The organism is Flavobacterium covae, assembly GCF_001534645.1.
GTDB classification, from domain to species: domain Bacteria; phylum Bacteroidota; class Bacteroidia; order Flavobacteriales; family Flavobacteriaceae; genus Flavobacterium; species Flavobacterium covae.
In genome coordinates this window covers 1,857,826-1,880,638 of the sequence record NZ_CP013992.1, presented here as the reverse complement: position 1 = coordinate 1,880,638, position 22,813 = coordinate 1,857,826, and the positions used below count along the sequence as shown (strand labels likewise).

The following is a 22,813-nucleotide window of genomic DNA, read 5'->3' as shown; positions in this document are numbered from 1 at the left end:
TTCTTCGATAAAGAGATTCAAAAGAAATCATTCTTTTTTTAAGAAGAAAATATTTTACCGAGATTGATCCGTATTACTACACATTAGAAATTTATTATAAATAAAAATGATTCTCTTTTCCTTATCATTAAAATTATATTTATAAGAAAATATATCCGTATTTTTATTTTATTTGACCTGTTCATCTTCGTCGGAAAACTCAACACGTATAAGATTAAATATTTAAAAAAAGAAATATTAATGTCAAGAATAATATTAAAAAATAAAAAAGTGCTTATTACTGGAGGAGCTTCGGGAATAGGAAAAATAATGGTTCGGAAAGCCTTAGAACGAGGTGTATCAGAAATAATTATATGGGATATAGATAAAGAAGGCTTAGAAAAATTAAAAAAAGATTTTGCTACTTTCGAATCAAAAATAAAGATTTATACTGTTGATCTATCAAAAATAGAAGAGGTAATAACATTGGCGAATCAAATAAAAAAAGAAATAGGAATAATAGATATTTTAATAAATAATGCAGGAATTGTAGTTGGAAAACACTTTTTAGATCATACAACTAGTGAAATATCTCGTACGCTGTTGATTAATGCTGAGGCTCTGATGCAGACAACACGGGTGTTTTTACCTGGTATGTTAGCTCAAAATTATGGTGCTATTTGTAATATTGCTTCATCGGCTGGATTGGTATCCAGTCCTAAAATGTCAGTTTATGTAGCCTCTAAATGGGCAGTTGTGGGGTGGAGTGATAGCCTTAGGTTAGAGTTGCTAGAACAAACAAAAGACGTTTCTGTAACCACTATTATGCCGTATTATATTAATACAGGTATGTTTGATGGAGTTCAGTCAAAAGTATTGCCCATATTAGAACCCGAAAAAACAGCCGAAAAAATTATTTGCGCTATAGAAAAAAGAACTCGAATCCTAGCAATGCCTTTACCATACTGGTTCATTCGTTTAGCTCAAGGGATATTTCCTTTGTCTGTTTATGAATGGATTATGGATAATGTATTGGGTATTTATGATACGATGAATCATTTTAAAGGACGTAAATAAAAGTGGGACTTTGTGAAACTTTTTTGGGGTTTCACAAAGCTTCTTATCAATCATCTAAAAGATCAGGTCTTCTGTTCTTAGTGTGTTCGTATGCTTTTTCTTCACGCCATTTGTCAATATTAGCTTGGTGTCCACTAAGTAACACATCAGGCACTTTCATCCCTTTATATTCAGCGGGGCGTGTATAGATAGGAGGGGAAAGAAGATTGTCTTGGAAACTATCAGTAAGTGCTGAGGTTTCATTGCTTAAAACACCTGGTATTAGGCGTATAAGAGCATCACACAAAACAATAGCTCCAATTTCGCCGCCACTCAAAACATAATCACCTATAGATATTTCTTTTGTAATATGTAAATCGCGAACCCTTTGATCGACTCCTTTGTAGTGTCCACAAAGAATGATAATGTTTTCATACATAGACATTTTGTTTGCTAATGGCTGACGTAATGTTTCACCATCAGGAGTCATGTAAATAACTTCATCATAAGTACGTTCTTCTTTTAGTTTAGAAATACACTTATCAATAGGTTCTATCATCATTACCATACCAGCACCGCCTCCAAATTGATAATCGTCTACGCTACGACGTTTATCAGAGGTGTAATCTCTTAAATTATGAAAATGAACTTCTACTAATCCTTTTTGGATGGCTCTTTTCATGATAGAACCTTCAAAGGGGCTTTGCATAAGCTCAGGTAAAACGGTTATGATATCAATACGCATTTTTTAAATCAAAAAGTTAAAGATGGCAAAGTTACAAACTTTCTGTTAACTTTAAATGATTGTTATTTCTTGAATTATACGCCAAACTGTCTTAGATGGTGATCTAAGTGATTCCATTGGAGCTTATTCCAGTCTTCATTTGTTAATTTACCCCAAAAAGGATGAAAATTGAGTTTGATAACTTTGGTTCCGTTTTGAAAATTTCGTGTTTTTTGGATTAACTCTAACTTTACCTTTTCAAAATCGTATTTTTCTTTGAAAATAAACTGAGGAGCAGTTGGACTATTATGCTTAAATTCGTTATTTAAAACTTTGTTTTTCATTAATTTTCCTAATAAACTCATTAAAAAAGGGATTTTTAAAACTAAATCACCTGTAGCAACATCTATTGGAGCAATACAGTGTTTCATCATCTGATCTACAGTCATTTTACCCCATAAAGGTTGCGTTTCGGGCGTTAGTTTTGCAATACGATTTATTAATTCTTCATTGTCTGAAAGAGTAAAAATATTTTTCATTGAATGTTGTATTTTTATGATGTTTGTATAGAATTATGTTTTTTGTCTTAGGTACTATTTTTTACTAGCTGTTAGACTGAATATCATAGGGATTTTATTTTTTAAATGTTTAATTCTAAACTTTCCTTTTTCAAATTCTTCTGTTTGATTAAAACAATTATAAGGAGAATAATCGTATTCCTCAAAAGAATTAATCTGAAGACCATTTTTAATTAACGCATTCAATACTTCTGATGTCGGGTGATTCCACGATATGGTTTTTGTCTTTATATCAGAATCTCGATCGCCATAAGTTCCTTTTTCCTCTTCTATTATGGTTTCTATATTGAAATAATTATAGGATATTTCTTTAAAATTATTATCAAATATCCAAACAACAGGATGGAATTCTACAAAAATAAATTGACCATTAGGTTTTAAAAAATGAGAAACTACTTGAGCCCATTTATCTAAATTGGGCAACCAACCAATAGTTCCGTAGCTAGTAAAAACAAGGTCAAATTTTTCTTGAATATGATTAGGACTGTCGTATACATCACAACAAAAGAAACGTGTGTTTAATCCTAATTGAGCATTGAAAGATTGAGCGGTTTCTATTGCTTTATCAGATAAATCAATTGCTGTTACTTGTGCTCCCATTCGTTGTAAAGACATAGAGTCTTGACCAAAATGGCATTGTAAGTGCAAAATACTCTTGTTTTGAATATTTCCTAAGAGCTTTAATTCAATATCATTTAGTGTAGATTTTCCTTTTAAAAATGAAGCAGTGTCATAAAAGTCAGAATTGATATGGATGGCTGTTTTTTCGTTCCAAGTTTTTCTGTTTATTTCTAAATAATTTAAGTCTTCCATGATTTATAACTTTAGTTCCATTTGTATATCAGCCCTCACATAATCAGTTTCACCTAATGGTACTTCAATAAAATTGAATTTACGATATAAATTAAGAGCAGGAATTAGTTTAGTACTTGATAAAAGAAATATTTTTTCAGCTTTTTGAGAAATAGCATAATCAATACAAGCATTCATTAATAAAGGGCTTAATTTCATTCCTTGAAAATTTTTATCTACTGCCATTTTTGCTAATTCATAAGTAAAAGGATTTGTTTTAATCATTGCAACAGTACCTACAACGATATTGTCAATTAAACAAAAAAAGAGCATTCCCTCTTTTTGAATAATATCTTGTTCTATATTTTCAAAAGTGACAAGATCATGAGGCTCTATATGGAAATACTCTTCTAGCCATGCTTTGTTGAGTCTGATAAAATCTTCTTTATATTTAGAGGTATAGCTAACTATTTTGATGTTCATTTGAATATAAAATTGTAATTTTGTTTCTCAAATTTAATAAAATAAAGTGATGCAAGACGGTATTTACGTAAAATTTAATACTTCTAAAGGAGCTATTTTGGTGAAGCTAACACACGATTTAACTCCTGGAACTGTTGGTAACTTTGTAGGTTTAGCAGAAGGTAATTTAGAGAATTCAGTTAAGTCTCAAGGGCAAAAATATTATGACGGACTAAAGTTTCATCGTGTTATTCCTGATTTTATGATCCAAGGAGGGTGTCCTCTAGGAACAGGAACAGGTGATGCAGGATATAAATTTGATGATGAATTTCATCCTTCATTGAAGCATGATCGTCCAGGGGTGTTATCTATGGCTAACGCAGGTCCAGGTACTAATGGGTCTCAGTTTTTTATTACACATGTTGCAACGCCTTGGTTAGATGGTAAGCATACTGTTTTTGGTCATGTTATAGAAGGACAAGATGTAGTAGATGCAGTACTACAAGACGATTTAATTGAGTCAGTTGAAATTATTCGTGTAGGTGCCGAAGCTGAAAAATGGAATGCTATTGAAGCTTTTCGTACATTTGAGGGATCACGTGTAAAGAGATTAGAAGAAGCAAAACGTTTGGCAGAAGAAGCTGTAGACAAATTATCTGCAGGGTTTGAAAGAACAGAAAGCGGACTACGTTATAAAATTATTCAAAAAGGGGAAGGGAAAAAAGCAGAAAAAGGGAAAACAGTTTCTGTGCATTACCAAGGGTCTTTAGAAAACGGTCAGGTTTTTGATTCATCTTACAAAAGAAAACAACCTATCGACTTTCCATTAGGAAAGGGGTACGTGATTGAAGGATGGGACGAAGGAATAGCTTTGTTGCAAGTGGGAGATAAAGCTCGTTTTGTAATTCCATCATATCTAGGATATGGAGATAGAGGTGCTGGAGGTGTAATTCCACCTAATGCTACTTTAGTATTTGATGTAGAGTTGATGGATGTGAAATAATAATTAAATTTTACATTCGTATAATTTAAAAATCCTACCTTGAAAAAGATGGGATTTTTTTATATTTACCAAAATCAAAAAAACAGGTTATGTTAGATAAAAAAATAATAGGAGCTATCGTTTTAGGAAGCGTTCTTTTTTCATGCTCAAAAAAAGCAATTGCCCCTACTACCTCTGTAGAAAGCAAAACAGAAGTTGTTAAAGAGCTGCCTGCCGAAATTGCAGAAGGAAAATCTTTGTATGAAAACAATTGTGCTAAGTGTCATAAATTATTTCCGGCTTCAAAACATGATAAAGCAGGATGGGCTAAAACAGTTGACCGTATGACACCTAAAGCAAAAATAACAGACGAACAAAAAACCTTAGTGTATAATTATTTGACCTACGGAATGTAGTATGACTTAAATAGGGGAGTCAAGAAAACAAACTTGTTGTTTTAAATTCCCCTATTTTCTTATTTTTTTACGGTAAATCCTACAGGTATCATCAATTCGCCTCTTTCATATTTGTTTAAATAAATTAAGACTGGTTTGTTTTGTCCAGGGTAGGTTATTTCATAAATATCTAACATACCTGCGCCTATATCCGCTCTATTAGTAGGGAAAGGACAACAAGATTCTATCAGTTTGTATGAAATAATTTCTCCTTTTGGACCCGCCAAAGCATTTAAAAAACGTTTCTGATTGTTTTCCCCATCTTCTATTGAGGTAAAGCCTACATTTACAGGGTAAAACTCAGTAAAAGCATATTTTTTATCAGAGGCATTCTTTGTAATAATAAAACTATTGTGTTTCTCATCGAGTGAGGGACCAGGTATGTTATTATCTATGTTTCGAATAGTGTTTCGTGTGCTAATACAACTATTTAATAACAAAAAGGGTGTTAGTAACAAAAAGTAAAAATTTTTCATTATTCTGTTTTTTTTTACAAATATAAAAACAAAAATAGGTAAGAAAATATTCCTTTTTAGTTAAAAACTTTGTTTTTTTGAAAAAAATAATAGTAACTTTGCACCCGAAATTTTAATCCAGGCTTTTGCTTGGGTCTAGATATTTCTTTTTCATTATATTGGTTGGGTTAATAAAAGAGTTATCTTAGAATTTCATAGAAAGCACCTCAAAAGGGTGCTTTTTGATTTTCTTTAATCTAGAAAATTTAATAAAATGCAATGTATCCATTATGATGTAATTGCTTATTTTAGGAAGAGAAAATAATTGAACATATTTATAGATTTGTAGATTTTATTTTTTTTTTTTTTTTCATAACTTTTTACCTCATCACATCATTTCTTTTATTTTTGTGTAAAAATAAAAGAAATGGAAATTTTAACTCAAACTTGGCATTGGGCTATTTCTGGGGCGTTAATAGGCCTCGTTATGTTGTTGTTAACTTATTTTGGGAAGACTTTTGGAATGTCTTCAAATCTGAGAACAATATGTTCTATGACAGGAGGTAAGAGATCAGCTGAATATTTTAATTTTGATTGGAGGGAACAAAAATGGAATTTAGCAGTAGTATTAGGGTCCATTGTAGGAGGATATATTGCCTTTCATTTTTTAGAAGGGATCCATAATGTGGAAATTAATCCTAATACAATTGTACAATTACAAAAGATGGGAATTGATGCTCCTAATGGTAAGTATTTACCTGATGCGTTATTTAGTTTAGATTCTGTTTTTACATATAAAGGATTAGGTTTGCTTTTGTTAGGAGGTTTTCTAATTGGTTTTGGAACCCCTTATGCAGGAGGATGTACTTCAGGGCATGCTATATCTGGATTAAGTAATTTACAACTACCCTCTTTAATAGCTGTAATTGGCTTTTTTTTAGGAGGATTAGTTATGGCTCATTTTATTTTACCTTTACTTTTTTAAACAAATGAAATTACTACGTTTTTTTGCAGTTGGGTTGCTTTTTGGAATAGTTTTAACAAAAGCAGAAGCCGTATCTTGGTATCGTATTTATGAAATGTTTATGTTTCAGTCATTTCACATGTATGGTATTATTTCGGTAGCCATTTTAGTAGGTGTGTTAGGAATACGACTTATCAAGAAAAAAGAGTTGACAGACGTTGAAGGGCGACCTATTTTAATCCCAGATAAGGATATTTCTGTTGTTCGTTATTTGCTGGGAGGTATCATTTTTGGTTTAGGTTGGGCTCTGGTAGGGGCGTGTCCAGGTCCTATTTTTATATTGTTAGGAACAGGAGTTCCTGCTATTTTTATCGTTCTTTTAGGGGCTCTTTTAGGAACCTTTGTATATGGGTTGTTAAAGGATAAATTGCCTCATTAAGCAACTGTTGTTAGAATATATTTACTATAGAGAGTATTTTGTATAAAATTTATTTAAATAAAAAGAGTAGATTGAAAATGTAACTTTCTTCAAGAGAATGGCGTTTTATAGAATAGCTATTTAATTTAAAAGTTTAAAGAAGAGAAGTATTCTGAAAATAATTCAATAGTTATATCATTTAAACTTAAAATATACTGGATTAAAAAGTAAAATTCTGGATATGTTTTTTCATTTTAAGAGAACTCGAACAAACGGTTGAGTATATAATTGAAATCATCGTTAGTTCGAGCGCGAAGCATATCGAGAATAATACTAATTTTTATTGATTTTGTAGGATAGTGACTAAATCAACATGCAGTTTGTCACTCCGATAACGCAAGGAGGAGCCTCGTAATCAATATTATGTGATTTCTCCCTTTGGTCGAAAAAGATTGTGAACTTTTTGGATAATCTCAAGGTTAAAAAAATACTATTATGTGGAAATTTCTAAGTTAGATGGTGTAAATAAACATCCAGTTTGTCACTCCTACGTAAGGAGGAGTTTGATAATTACCATTATGTGATTTCTCCCTTTGGTCGAAATGGCAAGATTGTGAACTTTTTGGACAGTCTCGAGGTTAAAAAAAGTATTATGAGGAAATTTCAAAGTTAGATGGTATAAAAAACCAAAATAAAATAACTTCAAAAAAAAGAGGCGTTTATGCCTCTTGTATATTCTTAAATTTTTACTTCGATGTTCCCATAGTGGATGGAACCTCAACGGTTCCGTCCAACATGGGTTTGATTGTTAGCTCTTCGAGCCCAACGAAACCTTAGCTGTTGGCGGTAGTGCCTTATTATAATTTGTTGATTTCTTCTTTGGTTAAGCCTGTTGCCTGCGTAATGATTTCTACTGAAACACCTAATCTTTTTAAGGATTTAGCCGTTTCAATTTTTCCTTCAATTTTTCCTTCAATTTTTCCTTTTATTTCTCCTTCAATTAATCCTTCCATCTTTCCTTCGTCGAAAGCAGTGTCGATAACGCCTTTTAGATCTCGGTAAACTTTAAGGCTGCTCTCGTATTTGTCTAAATCTAATTGCCCGAAATTTGCCAACTCTGCTTTTTCAAAGGCTTGGGTAAATACTTCGTCTTTGAAAATTGTGGGAATATTTTGAAAATCTTCCAAGTTTTTGATGAAATATAACCATTTGTCTAAACGGGAATTTAATTGGTTTTCCTGTTTGTTAAAATTGGGCATTTCTAAGTAGATATAGGTCAGTTTATCGTAAAATACTTTTCCGTTTTGGTTTTTTAGTTTGATGGTATGTACTACTTCGCTTCTTTCGGGTTCTGTTTCGTAATCGTCGAAGGTGAAATCTAAAACACCTACGCAATAAACCGCTTTCAAGTTATAGTTCCATTCGCCTTTTTCGGCTTGTTCTCTAATGGGAAATGTGGAGTAATAGATGGTTCTTTCTTTGAAATAGTTTTGCTTGGCTTTTTGGAGTTCTACGATGAATTTTTCGCCTTTTTCGTTTTCGCAATAGATGTCGTAGATGGCTTTTCTGTCGAGGTCACTCTGCCCGAGTTGCTCGGTGTTTTTAAAAGAAAGTTCTTTGATTTGGTCATATTCTGGCAACAAGGCATTGAGGAAGTCGATAAGTAGGTTTTTACTGGCTTCTTCCCCAAATATCTTCTTAAACCCAAAATCCGTAAAGGGATTGATGTATTTTGCCTTCATGTTCTCAACTTGTTTTCTTTGTCAAATTTACAAAAAATAATCTTTGATGTTGATCTTAAATTTCGGAGGATTCTGGTTGAGTATATAATTAAAATCATCGTTCGTTCGAGCGTGAAGCGCATCGAGAACCAAGACTAATTTTTATTGCTTTTGTAGGATAGTGTCTCAACATGCAGTTTGTCACTACGTAAAGAGGAGTCTTATAATCAACATTGTGTGATTTCTCCCTTTGGTCGAAATGACAAGATTGCGAATTTTTTGGGCAGTCTCAGGGGTAAAAAAGTATTATGAGGAAATTTCAAAGTTAGATGGTATAAAAAACCAAAATAAAATAACTTCAAAAAAAAGAGGCGTTTATGCCTCTTGTATATTCTTAAATTTTTACTTCGATATTCCCATAGTGGATAGAATCTCAACGGTTCCGTCCAACATGGGTTTGATTGTTAGCTCTTCGAGCCCAACGAAACCTTAGCTGTTAGCGGTCGTTTTTATGCCCAAAATTCCCACCATTTTTTTAGTCTTATTTGGTTTCTGTTTGTTTTTGGTATATCTTTTAAGGTTTCTCCATTGTAGTCGATTATATATTCATTATTTTCAAAATCAATTAAATGAATGTTGTCGGAGTTATTTTTTACCTCTTCTTTACCGTTTACATTAACCCAAATGTCTCTGCCACCATAACTCCAGATTATCTCTCCATTTTTATTTATTCTGTGTATTGCCAATTCTCCACGAATTAAGTAATCATTCTCTATTTCATAAAACTCAAATATTTCTGCGGTGTCAGATCTGATTTTCCAATTCAATTTTCCTGTTTCACAGTTGAATGAAAGAAAAGTAAATCCTAAGCTCATTATAAGATTTTGATTTTCTAACTTTATGATAAAGGATTTACTTATTTCGTCTGATTCTCTTAGATAAAAACCACCATCAATACCAGTCAGAAAATAAGTCTTTTTATTGTTGATAGAATCAAAGCAAATGATTTTAAGAAAAGTACCACTTTCAAAATCGTTAATATATATGGGATTCTCAATTACGTCCTCGGATTTCTTTTCTGAAAATTCGTGTTCGTAATACAATTCAATTTTCCAATGATTATTTGAAAGCTTTAAGTTTTGGTTGTAAATATCTTCTATTTGCATCTTGCTAAAATTACCGCTAACGTCAGTCTGTGAAAAAACTTCACAAACTCCACCAAATATAACTAAAATAGATTGTTAAAAAAGGGGGATTTTCGTATTTTTAAAAATGCAGCATATCCAAGGGATTTCCCGTAATCAGTTACATGCATCGAGTTTAGAAGACAAAATTACTTCTGAAAACCCAGTTCGATTCATAGATGCTTTTGTTGAACACATAGACCTTCAAAAAGTAGGATTTACACCTGTTGTTTTAAAATCCGAAGGTCGTCCAAGTTTCAATATCCAAGTGTTTCTTAAAATCTATTTATATGGTTATTTAAATGGCATACGTAGCTCCAGAAAGCTAGAAAAAGAGTGTATTCGTAATATTGAAATGCAATGGTTACTGGAAGATATTCGTCCTAATTATCACAGTATTTCTGATTTTAGAAAAGACAATCCCAATGCATTGAAGCAACTCTTTAAACTGTTTGTTTCTTTTTTGAAAGATGCCGATGGGGATACAATTATACCAATTTAATAGGACTTGAAAAAGTAAACGGTGAACATAGCTTGATTATGCTAGTCTATAACATCAAGCGTACCATAAATATCCTTGGAGTCCCTGATTTAATAGCAAAAATCAAAGCTTGGAACTCACCTTACAAGACAAAGGACTTTTTTTTGATAAAAACGACTTATTTAAACTTCTTTTTAGCGTTTGTATTTTTTGAAACACCTCAAAGTAAGTTCAAAAATAGCATTGCTTAAAACAAAGTTATGTCAGTTTGGTGGGATGAATTGTATTCAAAAAAGAGGTTTTTTCACAGCCTGACGGCGTTTTGTGGCTTTGCGAGGTGGCGAGCTTCGGAAGCCGTTAATATTCTATTAATTTTATTTTTCTTGCGGGCGAAAAACGTGTAGCCACCACAATTCTCGCCATCTTGCAAAACCGCTGTTGTGTGTTCGGTTTTTATTTCTTCACTAAGTTCTGAAATTTTTTCTTACGTTTGCACCATAACTTTTCTTTTTATGCCAACACAAAATATTTATCAAAGAGTTCTTGAAATTGGTTCTGAATGTTTGGAATGTGGAATATCATTTAACCAGCTTAAAGAACGTCTAAAAGAAGAGGGATTTGAAACAGAAAATGATTGTTTAGACAGATGTTTACGAGAGTGGTTTTTCAACTCTTTTTTCCACGAAGAAATGGTTTGTGACCACGGTAATATGACAATACATACATTAAAAGACCACTACGGCTGTAATTTTATTCTAAAAGCTGAAACTTGTTTAAGAATATTAAGTTACGAAGAAGCTGAAAAATCTAATCAATTAGTTGAACAACTTACACAACAAACTGCTTTATATCAATACCAAGTTCAGATGCTACAATCTCAACTCTCTTTAGCTCAAACTTCTATAGAAAACTCAGAAAAAGATTCTAAATCTGCTCGTAGTTTTGCTATTTGGGCTTTAATTCTTTCTGCTATTTTTGGTGTTTTAGGTATTTTTGATGCGCTTACATATTTTGGAATAAATTACAGAGAAGAAGATAAAAAATACGAGAGTACAATATTACAATCACAGGAACAACAGTTATTAAAACAAGATTCCCTGCTAAAGTCAATAAATCAAATTCATAACGATATAAAGGTTTATAGTCTTCAAAGTAAAGTTTCCGCGAACAAAAAAGTTTATAGTAAACGACCTTAAAAAAGTTTGTCATTTTTCACATTTCGTTTTTAGACAAAGTTGGGTCAAACTGATGCACAACGTCCCGCCGGCTTCACGAAGTGGCGAACTTCGGAACCGATTATTTTCTATCAAAGATAAAATTTCTTGCGAAATGTAAACGTGTATTTACTACAAAATTCGCAATCTTGCCAAACGCCTGTTATGCACAGTTACTTATCTTTTTCGGGTATTTCAATAAAGCTATAATGAGAATGTTTTTCATTTATAGCGTTTTGAATCAACTTTCTTTGTTCATCAGTTATTGGTGTGTCAGCAGGTTCATGTCCATATATTCCAACTTTTTTTTCAAATTGTCTTTTTTCATAACCTTTGACTATTTCTCCAATTTTCTTCTCCATTAAACTATAATCAATTGATATTTTCATTACTTCTTTTGTAGTAATCTCACTAATTATATAACGGTGAACAACTTTATTGCGTTGATTATATAGGTTGTATAATTCTGCATTTAGACTTTCGTCTATAATTCCTTTATCTAAAGCTAATTTGTAAATTGCTTTCTCCATAATTGCTTTGTCATCATCTTTTTGATATATCAATTTTATATCAATATACTCAGACTCAGTTTCTATTTGTTCATGGAGAATTAAACATAATCTTAATGCAGCATCAATTTGATTTGCCAAAAGGATTACTAATTCAATAGGATTGTTGTTCTTGTATGCTTTATCAGTTAATTCACGAGATGTTACAAGTGAAAACATAAATTTATCAAATTGAAAGCTGGCTAAAACAGCCTCTTGATATTCTGTCTCTACAAAAATTACAGTATCAAGTGCTTTTCTTGCTTTGGTAATTTCTTGCGTAATAATTTCTTTTCCTCTGTCAATCGAGTTATAGATGTATTTAGCCATTAAAAAGAAGTTGTCTACAACTATAAACCACAAATGCATGTCGAATTTTTCGCTTGGAAAAAAATCTTCAGTAATTTCTAAATTATTTTTACCGTATTCTTGACTTTTCAAATTATGTTTTTTGATTATGTCAGGAATTCTTCCTTTGTCAGTTGAAGTTAAAGTTAATTGAAAAGTTCCAACTGGTTCGGTTATAAATTCAAACGAATCAGCTTCGCCATCTTTAGTTTCGTATAATTTGTTTTTATGAAACCAATCTTCTGGTAATGTGATTATAAATTTTCCATCCTTATTAATGAATTTTCTCATTTAAGTACAGTTTTTCGGTAATTGTGGATAACACACAAATATACGCAACTCAGCGATGATTACAAGGATAAACAAACAAAACTAGGTTCGTTTAGCTAATTTCTTTAAAATCAATGCTTTTTAAAGACACGTCAAATGCGTATTTTATGTATCTTTATATAGTTTTATTGCGAAAAATAATATTTAATTCAAATTACACATTAGAGATTTCAAAGGGATAGGTGATGTTATAATTTCAAAGACCACTGAACCAAGCTTTTCTTTTTTGTTAAGTGCAATTTTCAAAATAAGCCTGTCATTTTGTTTTTCAAAATATGCCCCTATAGCAAAGGTTTTATATCGCAATGTTGTTAGTGTTTTCTGAGTTTTTCTTGTAAAACAAATGTTCTGAAAAGAAACATTAAATTATAAGCTATCATAGTAAAAATAAGAGCTGCTTCGGTTGGGAAAAAATCTTTCAAATTAAAGTTGTCAAAGATAAAATCATATTTCAATTCTTTTATTTTATTTTCAGCATGGCCTCTACCACGATAGAATCTTCAGATTTCTGATGGAGCAAATTCTAGATTTGTAAAATAGGCTGTGTATCTGTATTTTTTGTGAATCTCATCCTCAGGAAAAAGACTTCATATTTTACTTGGCGCATTGGTTTTTTCTTTTAATTTTTGACGTACAACTACCATTCTTCTTGATTTTTTCCAAGGCTTAGCCTTATAATTTTGCTCACAAATCTCAATACCGTCATCTAAAATAATCCAATTGTTAGATTAGTTAATTATCCTTTGAGTTGAATGATTAAATTTAGCCGCAATGATGTAATTCTTTTTAGAAGTTTCTAAATAATCCATTATCTCGTTTGAAAAAAAGCCACTATCTAATCGAATTAAACTAACGTTTTGTTCTTTAATTTTGATAACGTATTTTCTAAAAAAGAAAAAAAATTATTTGTAGAAGTACTATCTCCACTGTGCAACTACATATCTGGAACTAATTTCATATCATTTGTAAAAGTTATTAAAGTATGGTGTGATAATTTGCCTTTCTTAGAGGGGTTGTATTCTTTTTTTGCTCCTTCTTGAGTATCATATCTTGTTACTACAGAAGAGTTTATATCTAAAGTAAAATTGTCGAATTTGAAATTATCGAAAATCCAAGAATAGAAAAAATCGCTTATTTTTTGATTGGTCACTTGGTTGAATTTTTTCCTAATGTGGAATTTGGGTTTTAAGGGCTCGATTTTTTGTTGAATGTTTTTGATAACGGCAGCATTTTCTTGGCTATCATTTTGATCTAATTGATCTAAGTATTCTTGAATTCGGGCTTCAATATAAGCCAAATGTTTGTCTATTTTTTTTTGTTAAAATTAGACTTTTTACCGTTATGTGCTCTAGATTTAGCACCATCAATAGAGATAGTTTCGTCTGTAATTAAATCAGCATTTTTTAAAAACGAAACAAATAATTTAAAGAGTTTTTAGAGTGCTTTGGGGTTGTTTTTTCTGAAATCAGAAATGCTATGCTAATTCGGACGAATATAGGTTAAAAGTCATTGCATCTCGATATTTCGGATGAACTCTTTTCTAACTTTATGGAGTTACGAATGTTGTTTAAATAGTCATACAAATAGATTTTAAGAAAGATTTGTTCTTGAAACTCTGACGATTCTTCGGTTTTTAAAACAACGGTCGTAAATCCTGTTTTATTAAGATCTATTAGTCTAACAAAAGCATCTATAAAACGTATTGGATTATCTAGAGCTATTTTGTCTTCTAAATTGGTTGTTTGTAGTTGATGACGGGAGATTCCTTGGATATGTTATATACTTAAAAATACGAAATTTATTTTAAATTAATTGTTTTAGTTATATTTGACAGGGTTTGTGAGGTTTTTTTATAGATTGTCGTTAGTGATAATGTAAAACGAGACCCTATATAAACAGAAAATTCTAAAAAGAAATGACAGAAGAACAAAAAATAATAAGCAGATGTTTTAAAGATATATTTGATACAAATGTTAGATATGAAATTCCATTTTTTCAACGTGGATATGCTTGGGAGAAAAAGCAATGGGACAAATTGTGGGACGATATCTATGAAGAAATTTTACCAGCATTAGAAAACAACAACTTTGAAGATGAAGAACATTTTTTTGGACCAGTTGTAGTGTTAGAAAAAAGCAATGCACCACATCCAAACCTAAAAAGATATTTAATCATTGACGGACAACAAAGAATTACAACAATCTATTTACTTTTAGGACTAATAAGGAAATCACTAAACAATTTAAGTCATCTTTCATCGGAAGCACAAAACTACTGTGCAGAAATTGATAAATTGTTGAGTAATAATGTTAATGGTGGAGACGATTATTTAAAGTTAAAAGTTTTTAGTAGTAAAGGCGACAGATACCCAACATATAAAACCGTATTCCTTGAAAATCCAAGTAGTCCATATTTAGTAGAAGACCAAAAGTTATACTTTCCTGACACAAATAAAATCGATCAATTTGTTAAGTTCTATGACAAGAGAACTAAAACTTATAATGTTCAAGACCTATGGCAGTTATTTCAAGTAATTACAAAATCCCTTACAATTGTCTGGATACCATTGGACGAAAAAAAAGATGATGCACAAGCAATTTTTGAAAGTTTAAACGATGCAGGAATGCCTTTGACTGCATCAGAATTATTATGTAATTATATTTTTAAGCCAATATTAAATGACAGTACGAATGAACACGAAAAACTTCATAATGACTTTTGGCTAAAAGCAAGAAAAGAAGTTGGAGAAGGTAACTTTGAAGATTATCTTATCAACTTGTTTTCAATTGGAGAAAAAAAGCGAATTGGACAAGGACGAAGAATGTATGTTCATTTTAAAAACCGAAATAAGAAAATTACAAAAGATAAAGCGGTGGCAACGCTAAATGATATTTTGGAAAATGCCAAGTATTACAACAATATAAAACAACCTTTGAAATTTCCTCATAAAGACGGAAGAATAAAAAGTTTACTTTATAATATTTCACAAACTAATATGACTTCAATTACACCATTTTTAATGAGTGTTTTAAAAAGTTACGAGTTAAACAACCTATCTGATACTGATACCATTGATCTTTTACAAGAAACTTATGTATTATTAGTTCGTAGTAAATTTGGAAACAGACGTGTCACAAAGTTTGATACATTTTTTCCTTCTTTATTAAACGATATTATCAACGAACCGGACAAGTCAAGAGCTATTGAGAAAAAATTTCAATCAGAAGGTTTATGGGTATCAAACCAAGAGTTTGAAGATGCTTTTTTAACCAAAGAACTTTACAATCAGCGAGAATTAAATTTTGCAAGACATATTTTACAAGAGTTAGACAAATATTTGCAGGAGTTTAAAGAATATCCAGACTATTCAACAATTAATACTATTGAGCATATTTTGCCCCAAAATTTAAATGAACATTGGGCAACATATTTAAAAGACGATGCAGAAAATCCGAATTTAAAAGTTGTAATTAATACTGTTGGCAACTTGCTTTTAAACAGTAGCCCTGCAAACAGTACATTTGGACAGAAACCATTCGCAGAAAAGATAAATCTTTATACAGAAGTTTCTGCATTATCGAGAAAGCTTAAAGAAAGTAATTTGCCAAAGTGGGATATTGAAGAAATAAATAATCGTTCTAAAAAATTATCAGAAAATGGACTTGCTATTTGGAAATGGAAGAGCCAATAATGAAACCTCTGTTGAACGGAACTGCTCTACTTCTATTATTATGGTTTTTTCGTAAAGTTTTGAGAGAGAATAACGAGAGGCTGTCCTAAAAGTTTAGGATAGCCTTTTTTATTGCTGTTTTATTCTTAAAAATGTATTTTATACCATTTTAAACTTTGATTTTTTTAAATAGCACATCTACAAAAGCAATAAAAATTAGCGTTGGTTCTGGGTATGTTTCGCGCTCGAACTAATGATTATTTCAATTATATACTCAACCCTTTGTTCGAGTTGCTTTAAAATGAAAAAAAACGTATCGAGAACTTTATTTTTTAATCCAGTATATTTTAAGTTTAAATGGTATAATTTATATATAGTCTGGAAAAAAGTAACAAAATATTTTTAATTATGCTTCTTTGATAATATCTGCTAATAGTTTTTTAGCACGAAGAATCTTAATTTTTACGTTATTTAATGGTTCGTTCAGGTCGTCAGCAATTTCCTGATAAGTCATTTCCTGGAAATAGCGCATCTGAATAACTTCTTGATAAGCGGGTTTTAGTTGCTTGATAAATTGAAGTAAACGATTCAGATTTTGTTCGGTAATAAGTTGGTCTTCTGCTGAAGGTGAGTTGTCTGCTATGGCATAAGCAATGTGATCTTCTTCATCAGTAATGTCTATAAATAGGGAGGATTTCTTTTTTCTTAATAAATCAATATGTACGTTTTTAGCTATTGCAATGAGCCATGTATTAAATTGAAATTCAGAATTGTAGCTGTTTATTTTGTCAAATGCTTTTGAGAAAGTTTCTATGGTGATGTCTTCCGCATCGGTTTCATTTTCGGTGCGTTGTAACATAAAGGCATAGACCTCATTCCAGTATTTATCTAATAAATATGTAAAGGCTACTTGATCTCCTTTTATGGCTTTTTCTATGTGTTTTTTTATTTCCAAGTAACAGGTTTTGAAATGAGGTTTCTGATAAACATGTTTAGTTGTGTGAAAATTAAAATAATTTCAAGAATAGGATACCAGTACATAACATCTTTTTCTTCTAATTTTCCAGCGGAAAAGCCTAGTGAAATCCAGCTGCTTAAGTAGCGAACACCTATAGCACATAATACAATAATCCATTGGTATTGCATAGCTAACAAGGTAATAGGTGTAATGAAAAATAAAAATTGGCTTAGATAGAATAGGATTAATTGGTTTTTGTCAAAAGCTTTGTATAATTTAGCGGTTGAAGTATGCCGTCTTTTTTGGGTAAACCATTCTCCAAAGGTTTGTTTAGGAATAGAATAAGTAAAGCTGTCAGTTGAAAAACAAATAGTGGTATTGGATTTGTTAGCTGCTTCATTGATGAATAAATCGTCATCGCCTGAGCGCACTTTTATGTGGTTAATAAAGCCGTTTGTATTGAAAAATTCTTCTCTTTTGTAGGCTAAATTTCTTCCTACGCCCATATAGGGTTTTCCTAATTTTGCCCAAGAAAAATATTGTGTAGCGGTTAATAAAGTTTCAAATCGGATTAGTTTGTTTAAAAAACCGGGCTTTTTTTCATAAGCGCCATATCCTAAAACAATTGTTTTGTGCATAGTGAAATGAGAACTCATTTCTTTTATCCAATTTTCTGAATTAGGAAAGCAGTCAGCATCTGTAAAAAGTAAGTATTCTTTAGAGGCTGCTTTGATACCTAAAGTAAGGGCAAATTTTTTGTTTCCCCAAAAAGCTTCGTTGTTTTCTACTTTTACTAATTTTAAGTTTGGGATTTCTTTTTGTAGATCTTCTACTAAAAAGCGGGTGTTATCATAGGAAGCATCATCAATGATGACAATTTCATAGTTAGGATAGTTTTGTTTTGCTAATAGCGGAATTAGTTTGGTCAGGTTTTCTTCTTCATTTTTTGCGCATACTATAACTGAAACAGAAATGTGCTTTTCCTTGCTTTCTTGTGGTTTTGTAAAAGAAAATTTGCCAAAAACAAATAAGTAATAGATTATTTGAATGACTACTACGGTAAGGAAAAAATAAAATAAAATGAGTAAAAATAGCTCCATATATCCTTTCAAAAAATAATGTGCAAAGGTAGCGGTTTAAAATTCAAATGCCAAATAACAAGAATCAATTATAGATTAAAATTTTCTTGTTTTTTGCTGTTTGTTACAGGTTTTAATAGTTGTTGATTTTATCTTTTTTAAAAAGGATAAACACATCTTTAATAGGAAAAGAGGATGAGATGTTTTTTTAATGTGGTTATTGGAATTTATAATATTTACTCTGTTGTCTAATTCTTTGTTTAAAAATTCAATATGTATTATGCGTTTTCTTTTTTTCTTGTGTGGTATGAATTGTTTAAATTTTAAAATAGGGTGTGATTTGGTTTAATTTTAATAGGCTTATGAATAATGGAAGTTCTTTTTAGTGTGTTTTTTGATAAAATAAATAGTTACAAAAAAACAGGATTTGTAACTATTTAGAACTTTTTCTATAAAATTATTTGGAATGATTTAAATGATATTAACTTCTGCTTCAATGGCAATTCCAAACTTATCCCAAACTGTTTTTTGAACGAATTGAGAGAGGTTTAAGATGTCTTGTCCTGTAGCATTTCCGTAATTTACTAATACTAAAGCTTGTTTTGTATGTACACCAGCATCTCCTATACGATGTCCTTTTAGACCTGCTTGTTCAATCATCCAGCCTGCTGGAATTTTTACTTCGTTTTCGGATACATCGTAATATTTTATTTCAGGATGTGCCGTTTTGGCTTTGTTAAATTCTTCTCTTGAAATAATTGGGTTTTTAAAGAAGCTGCCACTATTTCCTAATTCTTTTGGATCGGGTAATTTACTTTTACGAATAGTAATCACGGCATTGCTTACATCTTTTATAGTTGGAGAGGTAATGTTTTTGTTTTCTAATTCTTTTAGAATATCGCCGTAACCTGTATTGATTTTATGGTTTTGTTTAGTTAGTTTAAAAATAACGGAAGTAATAATATATTGGTTTTTGGCTTCTTGTTTGAAAATACTTTCTCGATAGCTAAATTTACATACTTCGTTTGTAAAAGTTTTTGTTTCTTGGGTAAGAATGTTAATAGCTTCACATGATATAAAAGTATCTTTAATTTCAGCGCCATAAGCACCTATGTTTTGAACGGGGGTAGTGCCTACATTTCCTGGGATTAAAGACATATTTTCGAGTCCTCCATGATTGTGTTCTATATTCCATAAAACAAATTCGTGCCAGTTTTCACCTGCTTGTGCTTCTACCCAAACATAATTTTCGTCTTCTTTTATAACTTGTTTTCCTTTTAGATCTATGTGAATAACTAAGGCGTTTAGGTCTTTTGTTAAGAGCATGTTACTTCCGCCTCCTAGGATAAACTTTTCTTTGTTTTTGTTTTTTTCTAAAACTTCTTTTAACTCAGTAATGCTTTTAATAGCAATAAATTCAGACGCTTTAGCTTCAATACCAAAGGTGTTGTAGTTTTTAAGAGAGTAATTATGTTGGATATTCATTGGTTTAATTTATTTGTTTGCAAAGTACGCAAAGATTTTACAAAGAACATAAAGAAAAAAGATTGAACTGTGCTTTTTATTCTTCTGTTTCTAATGCTCTATTTAAAAAATCATTAAATGGTTTTATAAGAATCAGTTTAGAGGCTATTTTTTTTGCGAAATCTTTGGTTGTAAACCATTTTTCATCAATAGGTTGTGAAATGGTGAAGCTTTTAAGTTTTAAGAACTCTATTGCGGGATGATTAATATCGTATCCTTTTGGTGCTGATTTTAAAATTTGACCTTCTTCTTTGTCTATAGTTTCAAATTCTTTTTTAAAAAGGGTATTATTTACGATTTCATCTAGATCTTCGTAAAAGAAAGCTATTTCACGACGTATTTTTTTTAATTCGTTTGGTTCAGGACACCATACACCTCCTGCTATGAAGCATTTGTCTTTTTCAAAATGAATATAATAACCAGGACTGTTCTTTCTTAATTTGTTAGTAGACATCCAAATCCCCATATTGGTTTTATAAGGTGATTTGTCTTTAGAAAAACGAATGTCACGGTTGATTCTAAAAGTACAATTTTTTACTTCTAGAGGTTCTAAAGAAGGATCTAAAGGTTTGATTTCTTCTAGAATAGTATAGATTAGATTATGATAATCTTTTTTGTATGCTTCATAACGCTTTTTGTTAGCGTGCATCCATTCAGTGTTATTATTAGCTTTTAAATCCTCTAAGAAATTGATGGCTTCTTTTGTAAACATTATTCATTAGGTTGTATGTTGATGTAAAGATACGGAGTTATTTTTATTTTTTAACTTCAAAAAAAAGGTATTAGATGTCTGAAAAAAAACAAAATATTTAAAAGAATTGTAGGGATTTAAGCTTTTAAGAAAATAGGAGAGAGGGTTGTGTTTTGTTTAAGTAAGATTATACGTTAGTCTTTGTGATGAAGATAAAGGATGGGAAAATTTTTTTTTAAATTCAAAAGTTGTTCTATTTATAATGGGGGGCTGAGTTAAAACAGAAAAGATATAAAGTGTAAAATCTTTATGTCTTTTCTGAATTTTGTCTTGTTTATAAGGATATTATAATTTTTTCTTTAATTCTTCTTCTTTCATAAAACCTAAATTTTTCCAAACTTCTTTGCCTTCTTTGTAAAAGATTAAAGTAGGGAGTCCTTCTATTTGCAAATCTTGTGTTAATTGTTGGTTTTTGTCGGCATCTATTTTTATAATTGTTATTTTGCCTTTCATCTCCTCTTTCATTTTTTCAAGATAAGGAGCCATTTTTTTACAAGGACCACACCATTCAGCGTAAAAATCAATCAATACCTTTTTATCGGATTGTGTTAATTTTTGAAATTCAATAAGGGTCATTCCTGATGTAGAGGATGGTTTAGATAATCCTTCGGTATTCCATTTCATAATGCCTCCCGTCATATTATGAATTTCTTTGAATCCCATAGTACTCATTTTAGCCATTGCTTTTGTACTTCTTCCTCCGCTTAAGCAATATAAGTAAACAGGTTTGTTTTTGTCTAGTTGAGATAATTTATTCTCAAAATCAGCGGCGTTATAATCTATGTTAATTGCCTTGTCTAAATGTTGAGAATTGTATTCTTGAGGTGTTCTTACATCTAAAATATATCCATCTGTATTTGCTGTTTTTTCTGCAAATACTTTAGGTTCTAAATGATCGGTTATAGAATTATTTTGTCCTTTACAACTCGTAAAAAAAATCAGGGCAGTACAAAAAGTATTAAATAGGAATTTTTTCATTTTTTTCTTTTTGTAGGCTAAATTAAAAAATTATATGTTAAAAATTTTGTAAAGTTGATGGGTTTGTTTGACAATATTTTCAGTTCGATCAGGATGAGTGTCTGAAATAAAAAGTTGGCCAAATTCCTCATTGTTTACCATTGAAACAATTTGGCTAACACGATCTTCGTCTAATTTGTCAAAAATATCATCAAATAAAAGAATCGGTTTTTCTCCACTTTGTTTTTTTACAAATTCAAATTGTGCTAGTTTTAAGGCTATTAAATAAGATTTTTGTTGTCCTTGGGAACCAAATTTTTTTATAGGATAACCTTCTATTAAAAAAGCTAAATCATCTTTGTGGATTCCAATACTAGTGTATTGTAATGTTCTGTCTTTGTGTATGTTTTCTGATAAGAGCTGCTTTAAAGAATTTTGTTTTAGTTGACTTTCATAAGCTAAAAAGACATTTTCAGCAGAATTAGAAATGAGTTTGTAATAATGATTAAAGATGGGGATGAACTCGGATAAAAATTGTTCTCTTTTTTTGAATATTTCAGTACCTAAATTGGCTAGTTGTTCATTGTAAATATCTAAAGTGTCTTGTTCAAAGATTCTATTTAGAGCAAAGTATTTTAGTAAAGCGTTTCGTTGAGCTAGTACTTTTTGATATTGTATTAGTTGTTGTAAATAAAGATTATCTAGTTGAGAAATAACACTGTCTATAAATTTTCTTCTAACTTCGCTTCCTTCTCTAATTAGATCGGCATCTGTTGGCGATATGATGACCATTGGGATTAAACCTAAATGATCAGAAAATTTTTCATAAAGTTTTCCATTGCGTTTTAAGATTTTTTTTTGCCCTTTTTTTAAACTACAAATAATACTTTCGGGACGATCTTGCTTTATAAATTCACCATCTATTACAAAAAAATCACTTCCATGTTTAATGTTTTGTATAGCAAGGGTATTAAAATAACTTTTGCCAAAAGCTAGATGATAAATAGCATCTAGAATATTGGTTTTACCAATTCCGTTTTTTCCGACAAAACAATTGATTTTATGTTCAAATTCGAAATTTGCTTCTTCAAAATTTTTAAAGTTAAATAGCGAAATTTTTTTTAGATGCATAAATCGAGGGATTCTAAATTTTTTTGAAATAGTTATTAAAAAACGCTCGCAA

At 30.8% G+C, this 22,813-nt stretch carries 22 protein-coding genes and 2 pseudogenes; 8 read left to right on the top strand and 16 right to left on the bottom strand.

What is annotated here, in order from left to right; translation table 11 throughout:
• Positions 1-240: 240 nt before the first annotated feature.
• Complete coding sequence (locus AWN65_RS08410) at positions 241-1,056, top strand: SDR family oxidoreductase (RefSeq protein ID WP_060382759.1); 816 nt, start codon at positions 241-243, stop codon at positions 1,054-1,056.
• A gap of 46 nt (positions 1,057-1,102) precedes the next feature.
• Here AWN65_RS08410 and trmD read toward each other — a convergent pair whose 3' ends face one another.
• From trmD to AWN65_RS08390, 4 genes are all read right to left on the bottom strand, one after another.
• Positions 1,103-1,780 (bottom strand): tRNA (guanosine(37)-N1)-methyltransferase TrmD, encoded by a 678-nt coding sequence (gene trmD / locus AWN65_RS08405; protein ID WP_060382758.1) that lies wholly within the window; start codon positions 1,778-1,780, stop codon positions 1,103-1,105.
• Positions 1,781-1,854: 74 nt separating this feature from the next.
• Entirely contained in the window at positions 1,855-2,298 is a 444-nt protein-coding gene (locus tag AWN65_RS08400) for a DUF1569 domain-containing protein (RefSeq protein ID WP_060382757.1), read from the bottom strand.
• Between the two features lie 54 nt (positions 2,299-2,352).
• Complete coding sequence (locus tag AWN65_RS08395; RefSeq protein WP_060382756.1) at positions 2,353-3,150, bottom strand: class I SAM-dependent methyltransferase; 798 nt, start codon at positions 3,148-3,150, stop codon at positions 2,353-2,355.
• Between the two features lie 3 nt (positions 3,151-3,153).
• Positions 3,154-3,612 carry a GNAT family N-acetyltransferase gene (locus AWN65_RS08390; RefSeq protein WP_060382755.1) on the bottom strand — a complete coding sequence of 153 codons (459 nt, stop codon included), beginning with the start codon at positions 3,610-3,612 and terminating at the stop codon, positions 3,154-3,156.
• 49 nt (positions 3,613-3,661) lie between these two features.
• Between AWN65_RS08390 and AWN65_RS08385 the strand changes: the two genes are divergently transcribed.
• Together AWN65_RS08385 and AWN65_RS15050 are read left to right on the top strand one after the other, a co-directional pair.
• Entirely contained in the window at positions 3,662-4,594 is a 933-nt protein-coding gene (locus tag AWN65_RS08385; protein ID WP_060382754.1) for a peptidylprolyl isomerase, read from the top strand.
• A gap of 89 nt (positions 4,595-4,683) precedes the next feature.
• The gene (locus AWN65_RS15050) at positions 4,684-4,989 is read left to right on the top strand and encodes a c-type cytochrome (protein WP_060382753.1); all 306 of its coding nucleotides are present in this window, start codon (positions 4,684-4,686) and stop codon (positions 4,987-4,989) included.
• 59 nt (positions 4,990-5,048) lie between these two features.
• Here the strand turns inward: AWN65_RS15050 and AWN65_RS08375 are convergent, their stop codons facing one another.
• Positions 5,049-5,504: a hypothetical protein gene (locus AWN65_RS08375; RefSeq protein ID WP_060382752.1), complete on the bottom strand. Its 456-nt coding sequence runs from the start codon at positions 5,502-5,504 to the stop codon at positions 5,049-5,051.
• Positions 5,505-5,910: 406 nt separating this feature from the next.
• Here AWN65_RS08375 and AWN65_RS08370 point away from each other — a divergent pair, with 406 nt between their 5' ends.
• On the top strand, positions 5,911-6,468 hold the full coding sequence (locus AWN65_RS08370; protein WP_060382751.1) for a YeeE/YedE family protein: 558 nt from the start codon (positions 5,911-5,913) through the stop codon (positions 6,466-6,468).
• A gap of 4 nt (positions 6,469-6,472) precedes the next feature.
• Positions 6,473-6,886, top strand: a complete 414-nt coding sequence (locus tag AWN65_RS08365) for a DUF6691 family protein (RefSeq protein ID WP_060382750.1) — start codon at positions 6,473-6,475, stop codon at positions 6,884-6,886.
• An 836-nt stretch (positions 6,887-7,722) separates the two neighbouring features.
• Here AWN65_RS08365 and AWN65_RS08360 read toward each other — a convergent pair.
• Both AWN65_RS08360 and AWN65_RS08355 read right to left on the bottom strand, forming a co-directional pair.
• Positions 7,723-8,607, bottom strand: coding sequence for an Rpn family recombination-promoting nuclease/putative transposase (locus AWN65_RS08360; protein ID WP_060382749.1), 885 nt, complete (start codon positions 8,605-8,607; stop codon positions 7,723-7,725).
• A 488-nt stretch (positions 8,608-9,095) separates the two neighbouring features.
• Positions 9,096-9,752: a hypothetical protein gene (locus tag AWN65_RS08355; RefSeq protein ID WP_060382748.1), complete on the bottom strand. Its 657-nt coding sequence runs from the start codon at positions 9,750-9,752 to the stop codon at positions 9,096-9,098.
• A 106-nt stretch (positions 9,753-9,858) separates the two neighbouring features.
• Here AWN65_RS08355 and AWN65_RS08350 point away from each other — a divergent pair.
• Both AWN65_RS08350 and AWN65_RS08345 read left to right on the top strand, forming a co-directional pair.
• A pseudogene (locus tag AWN65_RS08350) lies at positions 9,859-10,260 on the top strand (transposase); the annotation flags it as partial.
• Positions 10,261-10,763: 503 nt separating this feature from the next.
• On the top strand, positions 10,764-11,447 hold the full coding sequence (locus tag AWN65_RS08345; protein WP_060382746.1) for a hypothetical protein: 684 nt from the start codon (positions 10,764-10,766) through the stop codon (positions 11,445-11,447).
• Between the two features lie 191 nt (positions 11,448-11,638).
• On the opposite strand, the gene AWN65_RS08340 is transcribed toward AWN65_RS08345, so the two are convergent.
• The 3 genes and pseudogenes from AWN65_RS08340 to AWN65_RS15045 all read right to left on the bottom strand — a co-directional run bounded on the left by AWN65_RS08340 (position 11,639) and on the right by AWN65_RS15045 (position 13,988).
• The gene (locus AWN65_RS08340; protein ID WP_060382745.1) at positions 11,639-12,652 is read right to left on the bottom strand and encodes a hypothetical protein; all 1,014 of its coding nucleotides are present in this window, start codon (positions 12,650-12,652) and stop codon (positions 11,639-11,641) included.
• Between the two features lie 350 nt (positions 12,653-13,002).
• Positions 13,003-13,176: pseudogene (locus tag AWN65_RS15440) on the bottom strand (transposase); the annotation flags it as partial.
• A gap of 449 nt (positions 13,177-13,625) precedes the next feature.
• Positions 13,626-13,988, bottom strand: a complete 363-nt coding sequence (locus AWN65_RS15045) for a hypothetical protein (RefSeq protein WP_060382744.1) — start codon at positions 13,986-13,988, stop codon at positions 13,626-13,628.
• A 618-nt stretch (positions 13,989-14,606) separates the two neighbouring features.
• Between AWN65_RS15045 and AWN65_RS08330 the strand changes: the two genes are divergently transcribed.
• Entirely contained in the window at positions 14,607-16,382 is a 1,776-nt protein-coding gene (locus AWN65_RS08330; protein ID WP_060382743.1) for a DUF262 domain-containing protein, read from the top strand.
• 385 nt (positions 16,383-16,767) lie between these two features.
• Here AWN65_RS08330 and AWN65_RS08325 read toward each other — a convergent pair whose 3' ends face one another.
• From AWN65_RS08325 to recF, 6 genes are all read right to left on the bottom strand, one after another.
• Positions 16,768-17,316, bottom strand: a complete 549-nt coding sequence (locus AWN65_RS08325; RefSeq protein WP_014166525.1) for an RNA polymerase sigma factor — start codon at positions 17,314-17,316, stop codon at positions 16,768-16,770.
• Positions 17,307-18,419, bottom strand: a complete 1,113-nt coding sequence (locus AWN65_RS08320) for a glycosyltransferase (protein WP_060382742.1) — start codon at positions 18,417-18,419, stop codon at positions 17,307-17,309. Before AWN65_RS08320 ends, AWN65_RS08325 begins: the two co-directional genes overlap by 10 nt.
• Positions 18,420-18,869: 450 nt before the next feature.
• A complete protein-coding gene (gene murB / locus AWN65_RS08315; RefSeq protein WP_060382741.1) occupies positions 18,870-19,883 on the bottom strand; it encodes a UDP-N-acetylmuramate dehydrogenase in 1,014 nt (337 codons plus the stop codon).
• 76 nt (positions 19,884-19,959) lie between these two features.
• Complete coding sequence (locus AWN65_RS08310; protein ID WP_060382740.1) at positions 19,960-20,634, bottom strand: DUF2461 domain-containing protein; 675 nt, start codon at positions 20,632-20,634, stop codon at positions 19,960-19,962.
• A 324-nt stretch (positions 20,635-20,958) separates the two neighbouring features.
• Entirely contained in the window at positions 20,959-21,651 is a 693-nt protein-coding gene (gene trxA, locus AWN65_RS08305) for a thioredoxin (protein WP_060382739.1), read from the bottom strand.
• A gap of 30 nt (positions 21,652-21,681) precedes the next feature.
• Positions 21,682-22,761 (bottom strand): DNA replication/repair protein RecF, encoded by a 1,080-nt coding sequence (gene recF, locus AWN65_RS08300; RefSeq protein WP_060382738.1) that lies wholly within the window; start codon positions 22,759-22,761, stop codon positions 21,682-21,684.
• Positions 22,762-22,813 lie beyond the last annotated feature (52 nt).

Excerpts from the sequence above, each read along its gene's own strand:
- AWN65_RS08410 (WP_060382759.1), top strand. The coding sequence starts at position 241 with ATGTCAAGAATAATATTAAAAAATAAAAAAGTGCTTATTACTGGAGGA.
- trmD (WP_060382758.1), bottom strand. The coding sequence starts at position 1,780 with ATGCGTATTGATATCATAACCGTTTTACCTGAGCTTATGCAAAGCCCC.
- AWN65_RS08400 (WP_060382757.1), bottom strand. The coding sequence starts at position 2,298 with ATGAAAAATATTTTTACTCTTTCAGACAATGAAGAATTAATAAATCGT.
- AWN65_RS08395 (WP_060382756.1), bottom strand. The coding sequence starts at position 3,150 with ATGGAAGACTTAAATTATTTAGAAATAAACAGAAAAACTTGGAACGAA.
- AWN65_RS08390 (WP_060382755.1), bottom strand. The coding sequence starts at position 3,612 with ATGAACATCAAAATAGTTAGCTATACCTCTAAATATAAAGAAGATTTT.
- AWN65_RS08385 (WP_060382754.1), top strand. The coding sequence starts at position 3,662 with ATGCAAGACGGTATTTACGTAAAATTTAATACTTCTAAAGGAGCTATT.
- AWN65_RS15050 (WP_060382753.1), top strand. The coding sequence starts at position 4,684 with ATGTTAGATAAAAAAATAATAGGAGCTATCGTTTTAGGAAGCGTTCTT.
- AWN65_RS08375 (WP_060382752.1), bottom strand. The coding sequence starts at position 5,504 with ATGAAAAATTTTTACTTTTTGTTACTAACACCCTTTTTGTTATTAAAT.
- AWN65_RS08370 (WP_060382751.1), top strand. The coding sequence starts at position 5,911 with ATGGAAATTTTAACTCAAACTTGGCATTGGGCTATTTCTGGGGCGTTA.
- AWN65_RS08365 (WP_060382750.1), top strand. The coding sequence starts at position 6,473 with ATGAAATTACTACGTTTTTTTGCAGTTGGGTTGCTTTTTGGAATAGTT.
- AWN65_RS08360 (WP_060382749.1), bottom strand. The coding sequence starts at position 8,607 with ATGAAGGCAAAATACATCAATCCCTTTACGGATTTTGGGTTTAAGAAG.
- AWN65_RS08355 (WP_060382748.1), bottom strand. The coding sequence starts at position 9,752 with ATGCAAATAGAAGATATTTACAACCAAAACTTAAAGCTTTCAAATAAT.
- AWN65_RS08345 (WP_060382746.1), top strand. The coding sequence starts at position 10,764 with ATGCCAACACAAAATATTTATCAAAGAGTTCTTGAAATTGGTTCTGAA.
- AWN65_RS08340 (WP_060382745.1), bottom strand. The coding sequence starts at position 12,652 with ATGAGAAAATTCATTAATAAGGATGGAAAATTTATAATCACATTACCA.
- AWN65_RS08330 (WP_060382743.1), top strand. The coding sequence starts at position 14,607 with ATGACAGAAGAACAAAAAATAATAAGCAGATGTTTTAAAGATATATTT.
- AWN65_RS08320 (WP_060382742.1), bottom strand. The coding sequence starts at position 18,419 with ATGGAGCTATTTTTACTCATTTTATTTTATTTTTTCCTTACCGTAGTA.
- murB (WP_060382741.1), bottom strand. The coding sequence starts at position 19,883 with ATGAATATCCAACATAATTACTCTCTTAAAAACTACAACACCTTTGGT.
- AWN65_RS08310 (WP_060382740.1), bottom strand. The coding sequence starts at position 20,634 with ATGTTTACAAAAGAAGCCATCAATTTCTTAGAGGATTTAAAAGCTAAT.
- trxA (WP_060382739.1), bottom strand. The coding sequence starts at position 21,651 with ATGAAAAAATTCCTATTTAATACTTTTTGTACTGCCCTGATTTTTTTT.
- recF (WP_060382738.1), bottom strand. The coding sequence starts at position 22,761 with ATGCATCTAAAAAAAATTTCGCTATTTAACTTTAAAAATTTTGAAGAA.